An 18,502-nucleotide genomic window follows, 5' to 3' on the forward strand; every position below is an offset into this window, starting at 1 on the left:
AGCCCGCCCCGGTCGTCACACTGCCCAGTGCCACCCCTGAAGTCAGCACCGAAATCCAGCCGTTGCAGACCTTCGCCCAATGGCAGGCCGGCTTCCGCCAGCAAGCCCTGCAAGCCGGCATCAGCCCCAGCCTGTTCGACCGCGCCTTCCTGGGCGTCACGCCAGACATGGACGTGATCAAGGCCGACCGCAGCCAGCCCGAGTTCACCCGCCCGGTCTGGGAGTACCTCGACGGCGCCCTGTCGCCCCTGCGTGTGCGCAATGGCAAGAAGCTGCTGGAGCAGAACAGCGAACTGCTGGGCCGCATCGAACAGCGCTACGGTGTCGACCGCCAGGTACTGGTCTCGGTCTGGGGCATGGAGAGCAACTTCGGCCAGTTCCAGGGCAGCAAGTCGGTGATCCGCTCGCTGGCCACCCTCGCCTACGAAGGCCGTCGCCCGCAATTCGCCCAGGACCAGCTGATCGCCGCCCTGCAGATCCTGCAGAACGGCGATATCCAGCCCGACGCCATGCGCGGCTCCTGGGCCGGCGCCATGGGCCAGACCCAGTTCATCCCGACCACCTACCTGACGCACGCCGTGGACTTCGACGGCGACGGTCGCCGCGACATCTGGAACAGCACCGCCGACGCCCTGGCGTCGACCGCCCACTACCTTCAAGCCTCCGGCTGGAAGCGTGGCCAACCTTGGGGCTTCGAGGTGCAGGTACCGGCGGGCTTTGACTTCTGGCTGGCCGACGGCAGCCAGCGCAAGAGCGTCAACGAGTGGCTGCAACTGGGCGTGAAGCTGCCAGCAGGCACCCAACTGCCCGCTGGCAGCAGCCAGCTCTCCGCCGCGCTGTTGTTACCCGCTGGCGCCCGCGGCCCGGCATTCCTGGTGCTGGACAACTTCCGCGCCATCCTCAAGTACAACAACTCGTCTTCGTATGCGCTGGCGGTGAGCCTGCTGGGGGACCGTTTCTACGGTTGGGGCTTTATCGCAGGCAGTTGGCCAAAGGACGATCTGCCGCTGAGCCGTAGCGAGCGCATCGAGCTGCAGACGCTGCTCAATGCCAACGGACATGAGGCGGGCAATCCTGACGGGATCATCGGTGCCAACACCCGCAAGGCCATCCGCAATGCGCAGCAGGCGCAGGGCTGGCCGGCGGATGGGTACCCTACGCACAAGCTGCTCGATAGCCTGCGTCGTTGAGACCTTGTTCGCCGGCAAGGCCGGCTCCTACAGGTTTGCGTCGATCCCAAGACCTGCGCTGTACCTGTAGGAGCCGGCCTTGCCGGCGATGGGCCGCAAAGCGGCCCCCTTTCAAGCCTTGAACAATCCCTGCCCCAGCGCCACCCTCTGCTGGCCGGCATCCAGCCGCACCCTCGCCCCCAGCGGCAGGCACACGTTCGGATCACAATGCCCACTGCGCCACCCCGCCAGCACAGGCACGCCAAGCGGCCCAAAGATATCCAGCAGCAACGGCGTCAATGATGTGACCGTAATCCCCGCGAAATCCCCCACCAGCACACCTCGCACACCCTCCAGCTTGCCCGCCAGGCGCAGCTGGGTCAGCAGTCGGTCCACGCGGTAAAGCGGCTCGTTGACATCCTCGATGAACAGAATGCTGTCGCGGGTATCAATCTCCGCCAGCGAGCCCATCGTGGCGCCCAGCATCGACAGGTTGCCCCCCATCAGGCGCCCGGAGGCCACTCCAGGTACCACAGTGGTAAGCGGGAAGGCGGCAGGATGGCCAATCTCATCACCCTTCCCCAACTGCCCGCCCAACTGTTCGAACAGCGAACCCACGGTAGGTTCGAGCTTCCCACCCAGCAAGTCGGCATTGAGCATCGCCCCGTGGAACGTGACGAGGCCCGAATACCGGTTGATTGCCGTGTGCAGGGCAGTGATATCGCTGTAGCCAATCAGCGGCTTGGGATGGCGGCGAATCAGCTCGAAATCGAGGGCATCGAGCAGGCGCATGCTGCCGTAGCCGCCACGCATGCAGAGAATGGCGTCGATGCCGGGGTCGTGAAAGGCATCGTGCAGGTCCTGGAGGCGCTGCTGGTCGCTGCCCGCCAGGTAACCATCCGCCTGGCTTACCCCGGGATAGAGACGGCAGCTGTAGCCCCGCCGTTCGAACCACTGGCGTGCCTTGTCGGCGTCCACCCGAGCCGGCCCCGCCGGCGCGACGATGGCGAAGCAGGCATTGTCGGGCAATGCCTTGGGCAACAGGGATTCAACAGTCTCCACACAATTCATCGCGCCACTCCTTGCAGCTTGTCGCTTGAAACTTGCAGCTAAAAAAAAGCCGATGCCGCCTCACGGCGTGCATCGGCATTGTCACTCAAGCTCGCGTCAGAGCTTGATCTTGGCTTCGTGAGCCTGCTGGTCGGCGTGGTACGACGAGCGCACCAGCGGGCCGGAGGCAACGTTCTTGAAGCCCATCTTGTAACCTTCCTCGGCGAACCAGGCGAAGGTGTCCGGGTGCACGAAGCGCTGCACCGGCAAGTGGTTGCGCGACGGCTGCAGGTACTGGCCCAGCGTCAGCATGTCGATGTCGTGCTCACGCATGCGGTGCATGACCTCGATGACTTCCTCGTCGGTTTCGCCCAGGCCCAGCATCAGGCCGGACTTGGTCGGTACGTGCGGGACCATCTGCTTGAACTTCTGCAGCAGGTCCAGCGACCAGTCGTAGTCCGAACCCGGACGCGCGGCCTTGTACAGGCGCGGCACGGTCTCGAGGTTGTGGTTGAACACGTCCGGCGGGGTCTGCGCGGTGATCTCCAGCGCCACGTCCATGCGCCCGCGGTAGTCGGGCACCAGGGTTTCCAACTGCACGCCCGGCGACAGCGCGCGGATTTCGCGGATGCAGTCGGCGAAGTGCTGGGCGCCGCCGTCACGCAGGTCGTCACGGTCCACCGAGGTGATCACCACGTACTTCAGGCGCAGGTCGGCGATAGCGATGGCCAGGTTCTTAGGCTCGTCCAGGTCCAGCGGCTTCGGCCGGCCGTGGCCAACGTCACAGAACGGGCAGCGACGGGTGCAGATGTCGCCCATGATCATGAACGTGGCGGTACCGCCGGAGAAGCACTCGCCCAGGTTCGGGCAGGAGGCCTCCTCGCAGACGCTGTGCAGCTTGTGCTTGCGCAGCAGTTGCTTGATACGGTCGACTTCCGGCGAAACTGGGATGCGCACGCGAATCCAGTCAGGCTTCTTCGGGAGCTCTTCGGTGGGGATGATCTTCACCGGGATACGCGCCACCTTCTCGGCGCCGCGCAGCTTCACGCCAGCTTCGACTTTCTTCGGGGCGGGGCGCGGGGTGACGTCTTGCGTCGGGATCAGGTTCGGCACGGCTTCTTGCACAGTTGTCATAATCAGTCGATTCCGCCCGTCAGGGTCGTCTGCTCAGCATAGTCGAGGTGCCTGACCAGCTGTCCGCGCAGCCTTGTCCTGACCTCGTCGAGTTCGATCGGGCCTGCCAGGTCGCGCAGCTGGGTCATGGCCAGCCCCGCATACCCACAGGGGTTGATTCGGCGGAATGGCGCAAGGTCCATGTCCACGTTCAGGGCAAGGCCGTGGAAGGAACGGCCATTGCGGATTCGAAGGCCAAGGGACGCGATTTTCGCGCCATCGACATAGACGCCAGGGGCATCGGGCTTGGCCACGGCCTGCACGCCATAACTGGCGAGCAGGTCGATCAGGGTCTGCTCGATACGGCTGACCAGTTCGCGCACGCCAATGCTCAGGCGGCGCACGTCCAACAGCAGGTAAGCCACCAATTGGCCGGGGCCATGATAGGTGACCTGGCCGCCGCGGTCGGTCTGCACCACCGGGATCTCGCCCGGGATCAGCAGGTGCTCGGCCTTGCCGGCCTGCCCCTGGGTGAAAACCGCTGGGTGCTCCACCAGCCAGATTTCGTCCTGGCTGTCGGGGCCACGTTGCTCGGTAAAGCGACGCATGGCCTCCAGCACCGGCTCATAGGGCTGCAGGCCAAGATCGCGAACACCGAGAACGCCGGACATCACAGCACCATTTTCACGATGCCGGTGGCACGCAGGGCACTGTTGATGTCGTGCAGCTGGTTCTCGCTCTCGGCAACGATATGCAGTTGCACCGTGGTGTACTTGCCTTCCTTGCTTTGGCGCTCGGCCAGGGTCGACAGGTCGACCTTGGCGTGCTTGCTGAGGATTTCGATCACGGTGTCGCGGAAACCGACAACGGTGTCGCCGATCACCTTGATCGGGTAGTCCTCGCAGGGGAATTCGATTTTGTGCGACTTGACGTCTTCTTCGCTCATGGCGGAAACGGCCTCGTAAGCCGTGACAGCAGCATCGCCCCCGCCTGGTTCACGGGGGCGTGCAGGTCACGTATCAGTTGAACAAACCGTAGAAGAACAGGCGGATGCTATCCCACACACGGCCGAAGAAACCAGCTTCCTCCACGCCGTCGAGGGCGATGAGGTCGGCGCTGTGAACAACTTTCTCGTCCAGTTTGACTTCCACTTTGCCGATCACGTCACCTTTGGCGATCGGAGCGGTCAGTTGCGGGTTCATGGTCATCGAAGCCTGGAGGCGTTTCAATTGGCCTTTAGGCATGGTCATGGTCAGGTCGTTGGCCAGGCCGGCTTTCACCTGGTTGGTCGCGCCTTTCCAGACTTGAGCTTGAGTCAGCTCGGTACCTTTCTGGTAGAAGGTCTGGGTTTCGAAGAAGCGGAAACCGTAGGTCAGCAGCTTTTGCGTCTCGGCGGCGCGGGACTGTTCGCTGTTGGTGCCGAACACCACGGCGATCAGGCGCTGGCCGTCGCGAACGGCCGAGGCGACCATGCAGTAGCCGGCTTCGTCGGTGTGGCCGGTCTTCAGGCCGTCGACGGTCTTGTCGCGCCACAGCAGCAGGTTGCGGTTAGGCTGCTTGATGTTGTTCCAGTAGAACTCTTTCTGCGAGTAGATGGCGTAGTGCGCGGGGTCTTCGTTGATGATCGCGCGTGCCAGCAGGGCCATGTCGTGGGCCGAGGAGTAGTGCTCCGGGTTCGGCAGGCCGGTCGGGTTCATGAAGTGGCTGTTGGCCATCCCCAGGTCGCCGGCGGTCTTGTTCATCATGTCGGCGAAGGCGTCTTCGCTGCCGGCGATGTGCTCGGACAGGGCCACCGAGGCATCGTTGCCCGACTGGATGATGATGCCGTGCAGCAGGTCGCTGACGGTGACCTGGCTACCCACCTTGATGAACATGCGCGAACCACCGGTGCGCCAGGCGTTCTCGCTGACGGTGACCGGGTCGTTCTCGCCGATCTGGCCACGACGGATGTCCAGGGTGGCGATGTAGGCGGTCATCAGCTTGGTCAGGCTGGCGGGTGGCAGGCGCTCGTCACCGTTGTTCTCGACCAGCACGTTGCCGCTGGACGCGTCCATGAGTACGTAGGACTTGGCGGCCAGTTGCGGAGGTGCCGGCATCATCTGCTCCGCCGCGAAGGCAGCAGGCGTGATCAGCAGCAGAACGGGCAGGCAGAGTCGTTTGGCAAGGTTGGTGATGTTCATCCGTCTCTCGTAAATCGCTAATGGTCTGATGTTTCGTGGGCAGGTTCGGTTGCCCAGCGCCCCGTCAGTCTAGTTTTATGGCCTGTGGCCTGGCCCGAATGTGCGGCGTAATGCCGCTGCGGGCAAAAACGGGCATTGTACATGCCATTGCCCGGCAATTCATGAACAAACCGACAGGTCGGCGTTGCCTGTTTTGGGACCTTTGGTTCAGGCACGCCCCTGTAGGAGCGGCCTTGTGCCGCGAAAGGGCTGCAAAGCAGCCCCGGCGATATCGGCAGAATCGCTGAAATCTGGGGCCGCGTTGCGCCCCTTTCGCGGCACAAGGCCGCTCCTACAGAGTGCATGGCGCCCTCAGTGTTTAATCAGTGACCACCTTCGCCTGCCCCAGGTTGGCCAGGCGAATGCTGTCCTGGGCCTGCTGGATCTCGCCCTGGCTGTTGATCGGCCCCAGGCGCACCCGGTGAAGCGTTTGCTGGTTGCGCACGATAGAGCTGATGAACACCGGCGCGCTGACCATGGTGCTCAGCTTCGAGCGCAGCAACTCGGCAGCGTCCGGGTTGGCGAACGCGCCCACCTGGAGGAAGCTGCCACCATTGCCGCTCGGGACGTTGTTACCCCCCACCTGCACCGGCACCACGGGTGCGGCGTGCTGCTGTGGCGGCGGCGTCCATTGCTCGACCCGCCCGGTGCTGGCCGGAATCGGCTGGGCCTGGGCCACCTGTGGCTCCTTGAGCATCAGCGGTGGCTGCTGGCCACGCTGGGCCCACCATTGCTGTGGATCGATCCCTTCGACGCGCACGTGCGCGGTGCCGATCTCGGCATAACCGAGCTTCTTCGCGGCGGCATATGACAAGTCGATGATGCGGTCAGAGTAGAACGGTCCACGATCGTTGACCCGCAGGATCACGCTGCGGCCATTGGCCAGGTTGGTCACCCGCACATAGGCCGGCAGCGGCAGGGTCTTGTGTGCCGCGCTCATGCCGTAGAGGTCGTAGAGCTCGCCATTGGCGGTGTTCTGGCCGTGGAATTTGGTGCCGTACCACGAGGCGGTGCCCTCGGCGCGATAGCTGCGCGAGTCCTGCATCGGGTAGTAGGTTTTGCCCATCACCGTGTACGGGTTGGCTTTGTAATTGCCTGTGTGCACGGTCGGGGTGGCGTCGGGGATCTTGTTGACATCCACGTCCCACCAGGGCGCGCCATCCTTGTGGGCGCGGTTGATGTCCAGGCCCGGCTGCGCGCGGACGGTGTTGCCACCAGTCTGCGGTGCGGGGCGGCTGGAGGAGCAACTGGCCAGGACCAGGCCCACGGCGAGGCAGGTCAACAGTTTGGCGGTGTTCACTGTGAAGAATTCGCGCATTACTTGACGCCCCGTGCCAGAACCAGCTGTTCCGCGAGCTGATGCACCGCCATGGCGTACATCACGCTGCGGTTGTAGCGCGTGATCGCATAGAAGTTCTTCAGGCCCATCCAGTATTCGGGGCCGTTTTCGCCTTCCAGGCGGAAGGCGGTGACCGGCAGATCATCGCGCAACGCATCATGGCTCGACCAGCCCAGCGCTCGCAACTCCCCGACCGTCTTCACCGGCTCGATACCCGTGGTCAGGCCCTCGTCGACGCGCTCGCCGCGCACCTGCGCACGGCTGACAACGGCCTCGCCGGCCACCCAGCCATGGCGCTTGAAGTAGCTGGCGACGCTGCCGATGGCATCGTCCGGGTTGTTCCAGATATTGATGTGGCCGTCACCGTCGAAGTCCACCGCATAGTTGCGGAAGCTGCTGGGCATGAACTGCGGCAGGCCCATGGCGCCGGCGTAGGAGCCCTTGAGCGTCAGTGGGTCGAGCTGTTCCTCGCGGGCCAGCAGGAGGAACTCGCGCAACTCCTTGCGGAAGAATTCGGCGCGCGGCGGATAGTCGAAGCCAAGCGTCGACAGGGCATCGATGACGCGATAGTTGCCGGTATTGCGACCGAAGAAGGTCTCTACGCCAATGATCGAGACGATATATTGCGCCGGTACGCCATATTCCTGCTCGGCGCGGGCCAGGGCGGCCTCGTGCTGGCGCCAGAAGTCCACGCCACGGGCGATGCGCGCATCGGTGAGGAACATCGGGCGGTATTCTTTCCAGGGTTTGACCCGCTCGGCCGGCCGCGAGATCGCGTCGAGGATCGCCTGCTTGCGCTGCGCCTCGCGAAACACGCCCATCAGTTGCTCGCCGGCAAAGCCATAGTCGCGGGTCATCTCGCCGACGAACTCGGCCACCTGGGGCGAATTGTCGTAATCGCCGGCAACAGCCTGCTGGACAGCGCCGAACAGGCCCACCGCGCCGATCCACGGCACACAACGGGCAGCCCAGTTACGCACTGCTTGCATTGAATTCTTCACCTTTTTCAAACTTGCGCGATCCATTTGCGGTGCGTGTGGATCGACATCAGAACGCCAAACGCTGACAGCAGCGTCACCAACGAAGTTCCGCCATAGCTGATGAAGGGCAGCGGCACGCCCACCACGGGCAGAAGGCCGCTGACCATACCGATATTGACGAACACATAAACAAAGAAGGTCATGGTCAGGCTGCCCGCGAGCAGCTTGCCGAACAGGGTCTGCGCCTGGGCGGTGATCATCAGCCCACGGCCGATCAGCAGCAGGTAGACGATCAGCAGCAGGCAGATGCCGACCAGGCCGAACTCCTCACCCAGCACGGCGATGATGAAGTCGGTGTGACTCTCGGGCAGGAAGTCCAGGTGCGATTGTGTGCCCAGCAGCCAGCCTTTGCCGAACACCCCGCCCGAGCCGATCGCCGCCTTGGACTGGATGATGTTCCAGCCCGTGCCCAGCGGGTCGCTTTCCGGATCGAGGAAGGTCAGTACACGCTGCTTTTGATAGTCGTGCATGACGAAGAACCACATGGCCACCGCCACCGGCACCGCCGCGGCGATCACGCTGATGATCCAGCGCCAGCGCAAGCCGCCCATGAACAGCACGAAGGCGCCGGAGGCGAGGATCAGCAGCGCCGTGCCCAGGTCGGGCTGGCGCACGATGAGAATGAACGGCACGCCGATCATCACCAGGCTGATCGCCACGTGCTTCAAATGCGGCGGCAGGGTGCGCTTGGACAGGTACCAGGCGATGGTCGCCGGCATGATGATCTTCATGAACTCCGAGGGCTGGAAACGGATCACCCCGGGGATATTGATCCAGCGCGTGGCGCCCATGGCGTTGTGGCCCATCACGTCCACCACCACCAGCAGGAACACCCCGGCCAGGTAGGCCAGGGGCACCCAGCGTGCCATGAAGCGCGGCTCGAGCTGGGCGATGACGAACATCGACACCAGGCCGATGCCGAACGAGCTGGCCTGCTTCATCAGCAGGTCCCAGTTCTTGCCGCTGGCCGAATAGAGCACGAACAGGCTGCCGGCGGCCAGCGTCAGCAGAATGAGCAGCAAGGGGCCGTCGACATGGATGCGCTGCAGGAAGCTGGCGCGCCTGCGCATCACGTCCTCGCTGGAGAGCATGCGATCGAAATTGTTCTTCACGGGGCCGGTTCCTGGGCGACTGTGGCGGGGCCGAACTCGGGCTTGAGGCGGCCGTTCTCGTCGAGCAACCAGGCATCCATGACCTGACGCACCACGGGGGCGGCGACACCGGAGCCGGACTCGCCGTTCTCGACCATCACCGAGACCACGATCTTCGGGTCTTCGGCGGGAGCGAAGGCAACGAACAGCGCGTGGTCGCGGTGCCGTTCCTGGAGTTTGTTGCGGTCGTACTTCTCGCCCTGCTTGATTGCCACGACCTGTGCCGTGCCGCTCTTGCCGGCGATGCGGTAGATCGAGCCGAGGGCGGCCTTGCGCGCGGTACCGCGGGCACCGTGCATCACCTGCTCCATGCCGTGGGTGACCTTGGCCCAGTCGGACTTGTCACGCAGGACGATGTTCTCCATGGGATTTTCGTCCACCGGCGGCTGGCCTTCGATGGTCTTGGCCAGGTGCGGGCGGTTCCACACGCCCTTGTTGGCGATCAGCGCGGTGGCCTGGGCCAGTTGCAGGGGCGTTGCCTGCATGTAGCCCTGGCCGATGCCGAGGATCAGGGTTTCACCCGGGAACCAGGCCTGGCGACGGGTCGCGCGCTTCCACTCGCGCGAGGGCATCAGGCCGGGGGATTCTTCGAACATGTCCAGCGAGACTTTCTGGCCAATGCCGAACTTGTTCATGTAGCTGGACAGCCGATCGATACCCATTTTGTGTGCAAGATCGTAGAAGTACGTATCATTTGAACGCATGATCGCCACATCCAGATCCACCCAGCCATCGCCGGTACGGTTCCAGTTGCGGTACTTGTGATCGTAGTTGGGCAGCTGGTAGTAGCCCGGGTCGAACACCCGGCTGCCCGCCGTGACCACACCACTGTCGAGGCCGGCGATGGCCACCGCCGGCTTGATGGTCGAGCCGGGCGGGTACAGGCCGCGCAACACGCGGTTGAATAGCGGCCGGTCGATCGAATCGCGCAGTTCGGCGTAGGCTTTGAAGCTGATGCCGGTGACGAACAGGTTGGGGTCGAAGCTCGGTTGGCTGACCATCGCCAGCACCTCGCCGGTGCGTGGGTCAAGGGCCACGATGGCGCCACGGCGCCCGCCCAGGGCCTGCTCGGCGGCTTCCTGCAGCTTGATGTCGAGGCTCAGGACAATATCCTTGCCCGGCTTGGGGTCGGTGCGCTTGAGCACCCGCAGCACACGGCCGCGGGCGTTGGTCTCGACTTCCTCGTAACCCACCTGGCCGTGCAGCTCGGGCTCGTAGAAACGCTCGATGCCAGTCTTGCCGATATGGTGGGTGCCGCTGTAGTTCACCGGGTCGAGGGTCTTGAGTTCCTTCTCGTTGATCCGCCCCACATAGCCCACGGAGTGGGCGAAGTGCGCGCCCTGCGGGTAGTGGCGCACCAACTGCGCGGCCACTTCCACGCCGGGCAGGCGGAACTGGTTCACGGCGATGCGGGCGATCTGTTCTTCGTTGAGCTCGAACAGGATGGGTACCGGCTCGAAGGGCCGGCGCCCCTGCTTCATGCGTTTCTCGAACAGGGCGCGATCGTCTGGCGTGAGTTCCAGCACCTCGACGATCACATCCAGTACGTCCTGCCATTTGCCAGGGTTACCGGCGCGCTCGCGGGTCATGACCAGGCTGAAGCTGGGGCGGTTGTCGGCAACCACCACCCCGTTGCGGTCGAAGATCAACCCACGGGTTGGCGGAATCGGCTGCACATGCACCCGGTTGTTCTCCGACAGCGTCGAGTGGTAGTCGTACTGGATGACCTGAAGAAAGTACAGCCGGGCGATCAGCACGCAGACGAGCGCCACCACCGCCACGGCGCCCACGACGACGCGGTTGCGCACCAGGCGGGCGTCTTTCTCGTGGTCCTTGAGGCGGATCTGCTGCGGCATCGGGCGGGCTTACAGGTTCATTTGTGGTAGGGATGCCCGGACAACACGGTCCAGGCGCGGTAGATCTGCTCGCCGATGAGTATCCTTACCAACGGGTGCGGCAGCGTCAGCGGCGACAGCGACCAGCGCTGCTCACTGCGTGCACAGACCTCCGGCGCCAGCCCTTCCGGGCCACCCACCATCAGGTTGACCGTGCGCGCATCCAGGCGCCAGCGGTCCAGCTCGCCCGCCAGTTGCTCGGTACTCCAGGGCTTGCCATGGACCTCGAGGGTGACGATGCGTTCCCCGGGCTGCACCTTGCTCAGCATCGCCTCGCCCTCCTGACGGATCAGGCGAGCGACATCGGCGTTCTTGCCGCGGGTGTTCAGCGGGATTTCCACCAGCTCCAGCGCAAGCTCCGAGGGCAGGCGCTTGGCATACTCATGCCAGCCTTCCTCGACCCATTTCGGCATGCGCGAGCCGACCGCGATCAGACGCAGACGCACGGCGCGACCTTATTCCCGATCCTTGAGCTTGTCGGAATAGTCGTGGGTGTTTTCCGGGCTGTGGTGCTTGCCATCGGCGGCACGGCTCTGCTCGGCACCCATCCACAGACGCTCCAGGTCGTAGAACTGGCGGGCGGCGGCGGTCATCATGTGCACGATGACGTCGTTCAGGTCGAGCAGCACCCAGTCGCTGTCGCCCTTGCCTTCTTCGCCCAGCGGCTGTGCGCCCTTGGCCTTGACCGCTTCGCGGACCTTTTCCAGCATCGCGTTGATCTGGCGGTTGGAGGTACCGGTGGCGATGATCATGTAGTCGGTCAGGCTGTGCTTTTCACGCACGTCGATGACCTGGATGTCCTGGGCCTTGACGTCTTCCAGTGCGGCCTTGGTCAGTTCGACCAGTTCTTCGCCACTGATGCCATTGATTTTCTGCTTGGTCATATAAAACTCGTTCAACTCATTGAATGAGGCGCTCGCGGGCGCCGTCAGTTGGACGCACGATACAGGTCGTGCGCCTCGATATAGGCCAGTACTGCGTCCGGCACCAGGAACCGCGCCGACTTGCCGCTGGCCAGCAGCTGTCGGATTTGCGTGGCGGACACCGCGAGCGGGGTCTGCCAGACGAACGAAATATGCCCCGCCGGGCCGGACATGGCGGTGGGATCGCTCTCCGAGCGCGCCGCCAGCAGGTTGCGCAACTCGTCAGGGGGTTCGACATCGGCATCCGGGCGCTGCAGCACCAGGATGTGACAGTGTTGCAACAGTTCTTCCCAACGGTGCCAGCTGGGCAGGCCACAGAAGGCATCCCAGCCCAGCACCAGGAACAACTGGTCATGCGTGTTCAGCTCAGCACGAATCGACTCGAGGGTGTCGATGGTGTACGACGGCTTGTCGCGGGCCAGCTCACGATCATCGACACTCAGGCAGCCGACTCCGGCTACCGCGTCGCGCACCATGGCCAGGCGGTCCTGGGCCGCCACCTGTGGGGTGTCACGGTGCGGCGGGCGAGCGTTGGGCAGCAGGCGCAGCTCGTCCAGGCGCATGAACTCGGCCACCTCCAGCGCACTGCGCAGGTGGCCGATATGCACCGGGTCGAACGTACCGCCGAGAATGCCGACGCGCCGGACTGCCAAAGCACTGCTCAACTCAGCACGGCTCCTGGCCGCGCAGCTGGCCATCGCCGATCACCACGTACTTCTCGCAGGTCAGGCCTTCCAGCCCGACCGGGCCGCGGGCATGCAGCTTGTCGGTGGAAATGCCAATCTCCGCGCCGAGGCCGTACTCGAAGCCGTCGGCGAAGCAGGTCGGGGTGTTGAGCATGACCGACGCCGAGTCGACTTCGGCGATGAAGCGCCGGGCCTGGCCCTGGTGTTCGGTGATGATCGAGTCGGTGTGGTGCGAACCGTAGTGGTTGATGTGCTCGATGGCCTGCTCCAGGCCGTCGACGACGCGGATCGACAGGATCGCGTCGAGGTACTCGGTGTGCCAGTCGTCTTCGCTGGCCGGTTTGCTGTCGATGATCGCTTGGGTGCGCTCGCAACCGCGCAGTTCGACGCCTTTTTCCTGGAAGCGGCGGGCCATCTCCGGCAGGAAGCGCTCGGCCACGCGCTGGTCGACCAGCAGCGTTTCCATGGCGCCGCAGATGCCATAGCGGTAGGTCTTGGCGTTGAAGGCGACGCGCCAGGCCTTGTCCAGGTCGGCGTGCTCGTCGACGAAAACGTGGCAGATGCCGTCCAGGTGCTTGATCACCGGCACCCGGGCGTCACGGCTGATGCGCTCGATCAGGCCACGGCCGCCGCGCGGGACGATGACGTCGACGAACGCCGGCATGCTGATCAACGCGCCGACCGCCTCACGGTCGGTGGTCTCGACCACCTGCACCACCGCCGGCGGCAAACCGGCCTCGGCCAGGCCACGCTGGATGCAGGTGGCGATGGCGCGGTTGGAGTGAATGGCTTCGGAACCGCCGCGCAGGATGGTGGCGTTGCCCGACTTGAGGCATAGGCTGGCGGCGTCGATGGTCACGTTGGGGCGCGACTCGTAGATGATCCCGATCACCCCCAGCGGCACGCGCATCTTGCCGACCTGGATGCCCGACGGGCGGTAGCTCATGTCGCGGATGGCACCAACCGGGTCCGGCAGGCTGGCCACCTGGCGCAAGCCGGTGATCATGCCGTCGATGCGCGCGGGGGTGAGTGCCAGACGGTCGAGCAGCGCGGGCTCCAGGCCATTTTTACGGCCATTGGCAAGGTCCTGTTCATTGGCTGCGGTGAGCTCGCCGCGGGCGGCGTCCAGGGCGTCGGCGGCGGCTTGCAGGGCGCGGTTCTTCTGCGCGGTGCTGGCACGGCCGATCACCCGCGAGGCCTCACGGGCGGCGCGACCCAGGCGGGTCATGTAGTCAAGAACGGACTCAGTCATGGGCTCGGTGTCTTGGCGAAAGGGGAAATCGGCTGATTATAACTGGAGCGCTCGGGTACGCCCAGCGGCGGGTGGCGGATGGTAGAAAATGGCACGAAGGAATGGGGCGCAAAGATGTAACGCCCCGTATCAGAATCGTCTGACAGCTCATCGCGGGACAAGCCCGCTCCCACGCCACCCGCGGTGTTCAGGCATGATCGTGGAAGCGGCGATGGCCTCACGCTGATTCAGCCTCGGTTAAGCCATTCGTTGCTATCATCTGCGCCTTCACAGCCACGAACCGCTTGTATGTCCGCCCCAGCCCCCTGCCCGGCCCGCGCGCTGCCCGACAGTTTCTTCGACCGCGATGCCCAGACCCTCGCCCGCGACCTGCTGGGCAAGGTCATCCGCCACCGCCACGGCGACCTCTGGCTGGCCGCACGGATCATCGAGACCGAGGCTTACTACCTGACCGACAAGGGCAGCCACGCCTCTTTGGGCTACACCGAGAAGCGCAAGGCGCTGTTCCTCGACGGCGGCCACATCTACATGTACTACGCCCGCGGCGGCGACTCGCTGAACTTCAGCGCCCAGGGCCCGGGCAACGCGGTGCTGATCAAGTCCGCCTACCCCTGGACCGACGCCCTGTCCGACGAAAACAGCCTGGCGCGGATGCAGCTCAACAACCCCGACGCCAGCGGCAACCTGCGCCCACCCGAGCGCCTGTGCAATGGCCAGACCCTGCTGTGCCGCGCCATGGGCTTGAAAGTACCGCACTGGGACGCGCAACGGTTCGACCCCGAACGCCTTTACGTCGAAGACTGCGGCATCGTCGTGAACCGGGTGATCCAGGCCGCCCGGCTGGGCATCCCCCACGGCCGTGACGAACACCTGCCCTACCGTTTCGTCGACGCCGAGTACGCCCGCTACTGCACCCGCAACCCGTTGCGCCGCGGCCAGCACGAAGGCCGCGACTTCTTCATCCTCGAACAAGGAAACTGACCCATGGGCCAATGGCTCGACAGCCTGACCGCCTGGCTCGGCGCCAACCCGCAGTGGCTTGGCCTGGCGATTTTCGTGATCGCCTGCGTGGAATGCCTGGCCATCGCCGGCATCATCGTGCCCGGCACCGTGCTGCTGTTCGCCGTCGCCGTGCTGGCCGGCAGCGGTGCCTTCACGCTTGGGGAAACCCTGCTGCTGGGCTTCCTCGGCGGGCTGCTCGGTGACGCGATCTCCTATGGCGTGGGCAAATACTTCCACCAGAACATCCGCCGCCTGCCGCTGCTTCGCAGCCACCCGGAATGGATCGGCAGCGCCGAGGCATACTTCCAGCGCTACGGCATCGCCAGCCTGCTGGTCGGGCGCTTCATCGGCCCGCTGCGCCCGATGCTGCCGATGGTCGCCGGTATGTTCGACATGCCGCTGCCGCGTTTCATCGCCGTCAGCCTGGTGGCCGGCGCCGGCTGGTCGGTCGCCTACCTGCTGCCGGGCTGGGCCACTGGCGCGGCGATGCGGCTGCCGCTACCGGAAGGCTTCTGGCTGGATGCCGGCATCGTCTTCGGTACCCTCGCGGTGCTGATCGGCCTGAGCCTGAACAGCAGCCTGCGCGACCAACGCTACGGTACCCGGTTGATCGCCGCGCTGAGCGGCCTGGCAGTGGCGGCGCTGTTCATCGGCTGGCCCTACCTCAACGAATTCGACCAGGGCCTGATGACCCTGGTGCAGGAGCATCGCAGCCAGGCCATCGATGGCGCCGTGGTGGTGATCACCCGGCTGGGCGACTTCCGTACCCAGTTCTTCCTGGGTGGCCTGCTGACCGGCCTGCTGTTGCTGGCCCGTCAATGGCGCCATGCCCTGTTCGCCGGCGCGACGCTGATCGGCACGGCGCTGGCCAATGGCTCGTTGAAATGGCTGTTTGCCCGCGCACGCCCGGAAGTGCTGGCCGACCCGTTGACCAGCTACAGCATGCCCAGTGGGCACAGCTCGGCGTCGTTCGCGTTCTTCCTGGTGCTGGCGGTGCTGGCCGGCCGTGGTCAGCCGCCGCGCATGCGCCTGACCTGGGTAATGCTGGGCTGCTTGCCGGCACTGGCCATCGCGCTGTCGCGGGTGTATCTGGGGGCGCACTGGCCGACGGATATCCTGGCCGGGGCGTTGCTGGCATGCTGTGTGTGCGCGGCGAGCCTGACACTGGTCCAGTATCGCCAGCCGCTCACGGCGTTGTCGCAACGGGTATGGTGGCTGGTGCTGCCGGCGTGTGTCGCGTTGCTGGCGTTCTTTGCCCTGCACNGCGGCGAGCATCAAACCCGTAGGAGCCGGCTTGCCGGCGAACAGCAAGTCAGGCGAACAACTCACCCTGGATCCGCTCCAGCAGCGCCTGGATCGCCTCCAGCCGCCGCTGCGGCGAATCGATCGCCAGCAAGTCCAGCTTGTCCTCCTCCACGAACGGCAGCAGGTACGCCAGCTGGTTGCCCAGCGACTGGCGCCCATCGACATCCCGGGGCATGTCCAGCGCCTCCACCATCGGGTGCTCACCCAGCGCCAGCAGCAACGCCAGCAGGTCATCGTCCTGCTCCACCAGCGGGCTGTCCGCCTGGTCGGGCAGCCACTGCACCTCGGCAAGCATGAGCTGGTCCTTCTGCACCTCGGTCTGCTCGACAGTGAACCGCCTGACGCCCTCGACGCGGATACCCAGCAGGCCATTGTCCTGCTGCACGAAGTCGCGGATCAGCGCCTCGCAGCCAATCGAGGCCACCGCCGGCGGGGCCTTGCCCACCTGCTCGCCTTCGAGGATGCACACCACACCAAAGCCCGTGCCCTGCTTCATGCAGCGGCCGATCATGTCCAGGTAGCGCGCCTCGAAAATCTGCAGGTCGAGCAGGCAACCGGGAAACAGCACGGTATTGAGCGGAAAAAGCGGTAGTGTCATGTGTTTTCCTCAAGCCACCAGGCTGACCGCCAGCGGCAGGAACACTGCCGTGGCCACGCCCATCAGGCTCATCGCCAGCGCGGCGAAGGCGCCGCATTCATCACTTTCCTGCAAGGCCACCGAGGTACCGACCGCATGGGCGGTCACCCCCAGCGCCATGCCCCGCGCCTCGGGGCTGAGCACGCCGCAGCGGGTCAGCAGCGCCGGGCCGAAGATCGCCCCGATCACCCCGGTGATCAGCACGAACACCGCCGCCAGGGCCGCCACGCCACCAATCTGCTCGGCCACCAGCATGGCGATGGGCGAAGTCACCGACTTCGGTGCCATGGTCATCAGGATCATGTGCTCGGCGCCGAACCACCACCCCAGCGCCAGGCACGCCACGGTGGCGAACAGCCCCCCGACTACCAGCGTAGTAAATGTCGGCCAGAACAGTTGGCGGATGCGCCGCAGGTTCAGGTACAGCGGCACCGCCAGGGCCACCGTGGCCGGGCCGAGGAGGATGTTCATGATCTCGGTGCTCTTGCGGTATTCGCTGTAGTCGATACCGCACAGCAGCAGTACGCCGATCACCACCAGCATCGACACCAGCACCGGCTGCAGGAAGATCCAGCGGGTCTTCTCGTAGGCCGCCAGCACCAGCTGGTAGGCGGCCAGCGTAATGCCGATGCCGAACAGCGGGTGGTGGATGACCGCATCGAGCGCGCCGTGCCAGTCGAGGGTCATGGCTGCTCCTCGCGCTTGCCCTGGCGATGGATGAGCCTCTGCATCAGCACGCCGACGAACACCAGGGTCAGCAGGCAGGAGACCAGCAGCGCGCCGACGATGGCCCAGAAGTCCGCGGCGATATCCTTGGCGTAGACCATCACCCCCACCGCCGGCGGCACCAGCAGCAACGGCAGGTAGCGTAGCAGGCTGCTGGCGGCATCGTTGAGCGGCTTGCCCACTTCGCCGCGGATCATCAGGAAGGCCAGCAACAGCAGCAGGCCGATGATCGGTCCGGGCAGGATCGCCAGGAACAGGTGATTGATCGCCGTCCCCAGCAACTGGAACAGCACCAGCCAGGTCAAACCACGCAACAGCATAAGGACCTCCCGAGAGCATGGCGGCCATTATAAGCACGCTAAGCAAGTGTCTATAAGGCGATATTCGGCGAAAAGCGGGCAACTTGACTGAAACGGTTCGCCGTGCTGATCTTGCACATTCGTACAAAATGACAATCTGGAGAGTCGCGATGCCCTATGTACCCGTTACAGAGCTTTCGCAGTACGTTGGAAAGGAACTGGGACGTTCCGCCTGGCTGAAGATCGATCAGCAACGCATCAACCTGTTCGCCGAGGCTACCGGCGATTTCCAGTTCATCCATGTGGACCCGGCGAAAGCGGCCAAGACCCCCTTCGGCACCACCATCGCCCATGGTTTCCTCACCCTGTCGCTGATCCCCAAGCTGATGGAAGACATCCTGGTGCTGCCCGAAGGGCTGAAGATGGTGGTCAACTATGGGCTCGACAGCGTGCGTTTCATCCAGCCGGTGAAGGTCGACAGCAATGTGCGATTGAAGGTCGAACTGGTCGACGCCACCGAGAAGAAGCCGGGGCAGTGGCTGCTCAAGGCAACCGTCACCCTCGAGATCGAAGGTGAGGAGAAACCGGCCTATATCGCCGAACCGCTGTCGCTCTGCTTCGTCTGAGATTCCTGACACAACGTGTTGGGAATCCCCCAGCCCTGTGGGAGCCACTGCCTTGAGCCGACTGCACTGG

19 protein-coding genes and 1 pseudogene are annotated in these 18,502 nt (G+C 64.6%); 4 read left to right on the forward strand and 16 right to left on the reverse strand.

Features of this window, described 5'->3' with window-relative positions:
• On the forward strand, window positions 1-1,190 hold a 1,190-nt coding region (locus P5705_RS24560; protein WP_277463481.1), incomplete at its 5' end, for a lytic murein transglycosylase.
• Between the two features lie 111 nt (window positions 1,191-1,301).
• Here P5705_RS24560 and P5705_RS24565 read toward each other — a convergent pair.
• The 13 genes from P5705_RS24565 to P5705_RS24625 all read right to left on the reverse strand — a co-directional run bounded on the left by P5705_RS24565 (window position 1,302) and on the right by P5705_RS24625 (window position 13,837).
• Complete coding sequence (locus P5705_RS24565; RefSeq protein ID WP_277463482.1) at window positions 1,302-2,240, reverse strand: S66 peptidase family protein; 939 nt, start codon at window positions 2,238-2,240, stop codon at window positions 1,302-1,304.
• A gap of 96 nt (window positions 2,241-2,336) precedes the next feature.
• Window positions 2,337-3,353 (reverse strand): lipoyl synthase, encoded by a 1,017-nt coding sequence (lipA, locus tag P5705_RS24570; RefSeq protein ID WP_011535837.1) that lies wholly within the window; start codon window positions 3,351-3,353, stop codon window positions 2,337-2,339.
• Between the two features lie 2 nt (window positions 3,354-3,355).
• A complete protein-coding gene (gene lipB, locus P5705_RS24575) occupies window positions 3,356-4,003 on the reverse strand; it encodes a lipoyl(octanoyl) transferase LipB (protein WP_277463483.1) in 648 nt (215 codons plus the stop codon).
• Window positions 4,003-4,278, reverse strand: a complete 276-nt coding sequence (locus P5705_RS24580) for a DUF493 domain-containing protein (protein WP_011535839.1) — start codon at window positions 4,276-4,278, stop codon at window positions 4,003-4,005. The genes lipB and P5705_RS24580 overlap by 1 nt, the downstream gene beginning before the upstream one ends.
• Before the next feature lie 73 nt (window positions 4,279-4,351).
• Window positions 4,352-5,512 (reverse strand): D-alanyl-D-alanine carboxypeptidase family protein, encoded by a 1,161-nt coding sequence (locus P5705_RS24585; protein ID WP_277463485.1) that lies wholly within the window; start codon window positions 5,510-5,512, stop codon window positions 4,352-4,354.
• A 358-nt stretch (window positions 5,513-5,870) separates the two neighbouring features.
• A complete protein-coding gene (locus P5705_RS24590) occupies window positions 5,871-6,869 on the reverse strand; it encodes a septal ring lytic transglycosylase RlpA family protein (RefSeq protein ID WP_277463487.1) in 999 nt (332 codons plus the stop codon).
• Window positions 6,869-7,879: a lytic murein transglycosylase B gene (gene mltB, locus P5705_RS24595; protein WP_277463488.1), complete on the reverse strand. Its 1,011-nt coding sequence runs from the start codon at window positions 7,877-7,879 to the stop codon at window positions 6,869-6,871. Before mltB ends, P5705_RS24590 begins: the two co-directional genes overlap by 1 nt.
• Before the next feature lie 17 nt (window positions 7,880-7,896).
• Complete coding sequence (gene rodA / locus P5705_RS24600; RefSeq protein WP_011535843.1) at window positions 7,897-9,000, reverse strand: rod shape-determining protein RodA; 1,104 nt, start codon at window positions 8,998-9,000, stop codon at window positions 7,897-7,899.
• Window positions 9,001-9,038: 38 nt separating this feature from the next.
• A complete protein-coding gene (mrdA, locus tag P5705_RS24605) occupies window positions 9,039-10,937 on the reverse strand; it encodes a penicillin-binding protein 2 (RefSeq protein WP_011535844.1) in 1,899 nt (632 codons plus the stop codon).
• Between the two features lie 17 nt (window positions 10,938-10,954).
• Window positions 10,955-11,422 (reverse strand): 23S rRNA (pseudouridine(1915)-N(3))-methyltransferase RlmH, encoded by a 468-nt coding sequence (rlmH, locus tag P5705_RS24610; protein ID WP_011535845.1) that lies wholly within the window; start codon window positions 11,420-11,422, stop codon window positions 10,955-10,957.
• Window positions 11,423-11,431: 9 nt separating this feature from the next.
• The gene (gene rsfS, locus P5705_RS24615) at window positions 11,432-11,860 is read right to left on the reverse strand and encodes a ribosome silencing factor (protein ID WP_277463489.1); all 429 of its coding nucleotides are present in this window, start codon (window positions 11,858-11,860) and stop codon (window positions 11,432-11,434) included.
• A 44-nt stretch (window positions 11,861-11,904) separates the two neighbouring features.
• Window positions 11,905-12,597 (reverse strand): nicotinate-nucleotide adenylyltransferase, encoded by a 693-nt coding sequence (nadD, locus tag P5705_RS24620; RefSeq protein WP_277463490.1) that lies wholly within the window; start codon window positions 12,595-12,597, stop codon window positions 11,905-11,907.
• Window positions 12,566-13,837, reverse strand: coding sequence for a glutamate-5-semialdehyde dehydrogenase (locus P5705_RS24625; protein ID WP_277463491.1), 1,272 nt, complete (start codon window positions 13,835-13,837; stop codon window positions 12,566-12,568). The genes nadD and P5705_RS24625 overlap by 32 nt, the downstream gene beginning before the upstream one ends.
• 288 nt (window positions 13,838-14,125) lie before the next feature.
• Between P5705_RS24625 and P5705_RS24630 the strand changes: the two genes are divergently transcribed.
• The gene (locus P5705_RS24630; RefSeq protein WP_277463493.1) at window positions 14,126-14,818 is read left to right on the forward strand and encodes a DNA-3-methyladenine glycosylase; all 693 of its coding nucleotides are present in this window, start codon (window positions 14,126-14,128) and stop codon (window positions 14,816-14,818) included.
• Window positions 14,819-14,821: 3 nt separating this feature from the next.
• Window positions 14,822-16,102: pseudogene (locus tag P5705_RS24635) on the forward strand (bifunctional DedA family/phosphatase PAP2 family protein); the annotation flags it as partial.
• Between the two features lie 49 nt (window positions 16,103-16,151).
• Here P5705_RS24635 and P5705_RS24640 read toward each other — a convergent pair.
• The 3 genes from P5705_RS24640 to P5705_RS24650 are packed head-to-tail and all read right to left on the reverse strand — an operon-like array spanning window position 16,152 to window position 17,827.
• Complete coding sequence (locus tag P5705_RS24640; protein WP_213658449.1) at window positions 16,152-16,742, reverse strand: LON peptidase substrate-binding domain-containing protein; 591 nt, start codon at window positions 16,740-16,742, stop codon at window positions 16,152-16,154.
• A gap of 9 nt (window positions 16,743-16,751) precedes the next feature.
• Window positions 16,752-17,468 (reverse strand): LrgB family protein, encoded by a 717-nt coding sequence (locus P5705_RS24645; RefSeq protein WP_277463494.1) that lies wholly within the window; start codon window positions 17,466-17,468, stop codon window positions 16,752-16,754.
• Window positions 17,465-17,827, reverse strand: a complete 363-nt coding sequence (locus P5705_RS24650; protein ID WP_277463495.1) for a CidA/LrgA family protein — start codon at window positions 17,825-17,827, stop codon at window positions 17,465-17,467. The genes P5705_RS24645 and P5705_RS24650 overlap by 4 nt, the downstream gene beginning before the upstream one ends.
• A gap of 149 nt (window positions 17,828-17,976) precedes the next feature.
• On the opposite strand from P5705_RS24650, the gene P5705_RS24655 reads away from it, so the two are divergent.
• Complete coding sequence (locus tag P5705_RS24655) at window positions 17,977-18,432, forward strand: MaoC family dehydratase (protein ID WP_240064878.1); 456 nt, start codon at window positions 17,977-17,979, stop codon at window positions 18,430-18,432.
• Window positions 18,433-18,502 lie beyond the last annotated feature (70 nt).

The sequence above is a fragment of the Pseudomonas entomophila genome (genome assembly GCF_029478665.1).
GTDB lineage: Bacteria > Pseudomonadota > Gammaproteobacteria > Pseudomonadales > Pseudomonadaceae > Aquipseudomonas > Aquipseudomonas entomophila_F.

Excerpts from the sequence above, each read along its gene's own strand:
- lipB (WP_277463483.1), bottom strand. The coding sequence starts at position 4,003 with ATGTCCGGCGTTCTCGGTGTTCGCGATCTTGGCCTGCAGCCCTATGAG.
- rsfS (WP_277463489.1), bottom strand. The coding sequence starts at position 11,860 with ATGACCAAGCAGAAAATCAATGGCATCAGTGGCGAAGAACTGGTCGAA.
- P5705_RS24645 (WP_277463494.1), bottom strand. The coding sequence starts at position 17,468 with ATGACCCTCGACTGGCACGGCGCGCTCGATGCGGTCATCCACCACCCG.
- mltB (WP_277463488.1), bottom strand. The coding sequence starts at position 7,879 with ATGCAAGCAGTGCGTAACTGGGCTGCCCGTTGTGTGCCGTGGATCGGC.
- P5705_RS24625 (WP_277463491.1), bottom strand. The coding sequence starts at position 13,837 with ATGACTGAGTCCGTTCTTGACTACATGACCCGCCTGGGTCGCGCCGCC.
- P5705_RS24585 (WP_277463485.1), bottom strand. The coding sequence starts at position 5,512 with ATGAACATCACCAACCTTGCCAAACGACTCTGCCTGCCCGTTCTGCTG.
- P5705_RS24580 (WP_011535839.1), bottom strand. The coding sequence starts at position 4,278 with ATGAGCGAAGAAGACGTCAAGTCGCACAAAATCGAATTCCCCTGCGAG.
- P5705_RS24590 (WP_277463487.1), bottom strand. The coding sequence starts at position 6,869 with ATGCGCGAATTCTTCACAGTGAACACCGCCAAACTGTTGACCTGCCTC.
- P5705_RS24655 (WP_240064878.1), top strand. The coding sequence starts at position 17,977 with ATGCCCTATGTACCCGTTACAGAGCTTTCGCAGTACGTTGGAAAGGAA.
- P5705_RS24640 (WP_213658449.1), bottom strand. The coding sequence starts at position 16,742 with ATGACACTACCGCTTTTTCCGCTCAATACCGTGCTGTTTCCCGGTTGC.
- P5705_RS24630 (WP_277463493.1), top strand. The coding sequence starts at position 14,126 with ATGTCCGCCCCAGCCCCCTGCCCGGCCCGCGCGCTGCCCGACAGTTTC.
- lipA (WP_011535837.1), bottom strand. The coding sequence starts at position 3,353 with ATGACAACTGTGCAAGAAGCCGTGCCGAACCTGATCCCGACGCAAGAC.
- nadD (WP_277463490.1), bottom strand. The coding sequence starts at position 12,597 with ATGGCCAGCTGCGCGGCCAGGAGCCGTGCTGAGTTGAGCAGTGCTTTG.
- P5705_RS24565 (WP_277463482.1), bottom strand. The coding sequence starts at position 2,240 with ATGAATTGTGTGGAGACTGTTGAATCCCTGTTGCCCAAGGCATTGCCC.
- P5705_RS24650 (WP_277463495.1), bottom strand. The coding sequence starts at position 17,827 with ATGCTGTTGCGTGGTTTGACCTGGCTGGTGCTGTTCCAGTTGCTGGGG.
- mrdA (WP_011535844.1), bottom strand. The coding sequence starts at position 10,937 with ATGCCGCAGCAGATCCGCCTCAAGGACCACGAGAAAGACGCCCGCCTG.
- rodA (WP_011535843.1), bottom strand. The coding sequence starts at position 9,000 with ATGCGCAGGCGCGCCAGCTTCCTGCAGCGCATCCATGTCGACGGCCCC.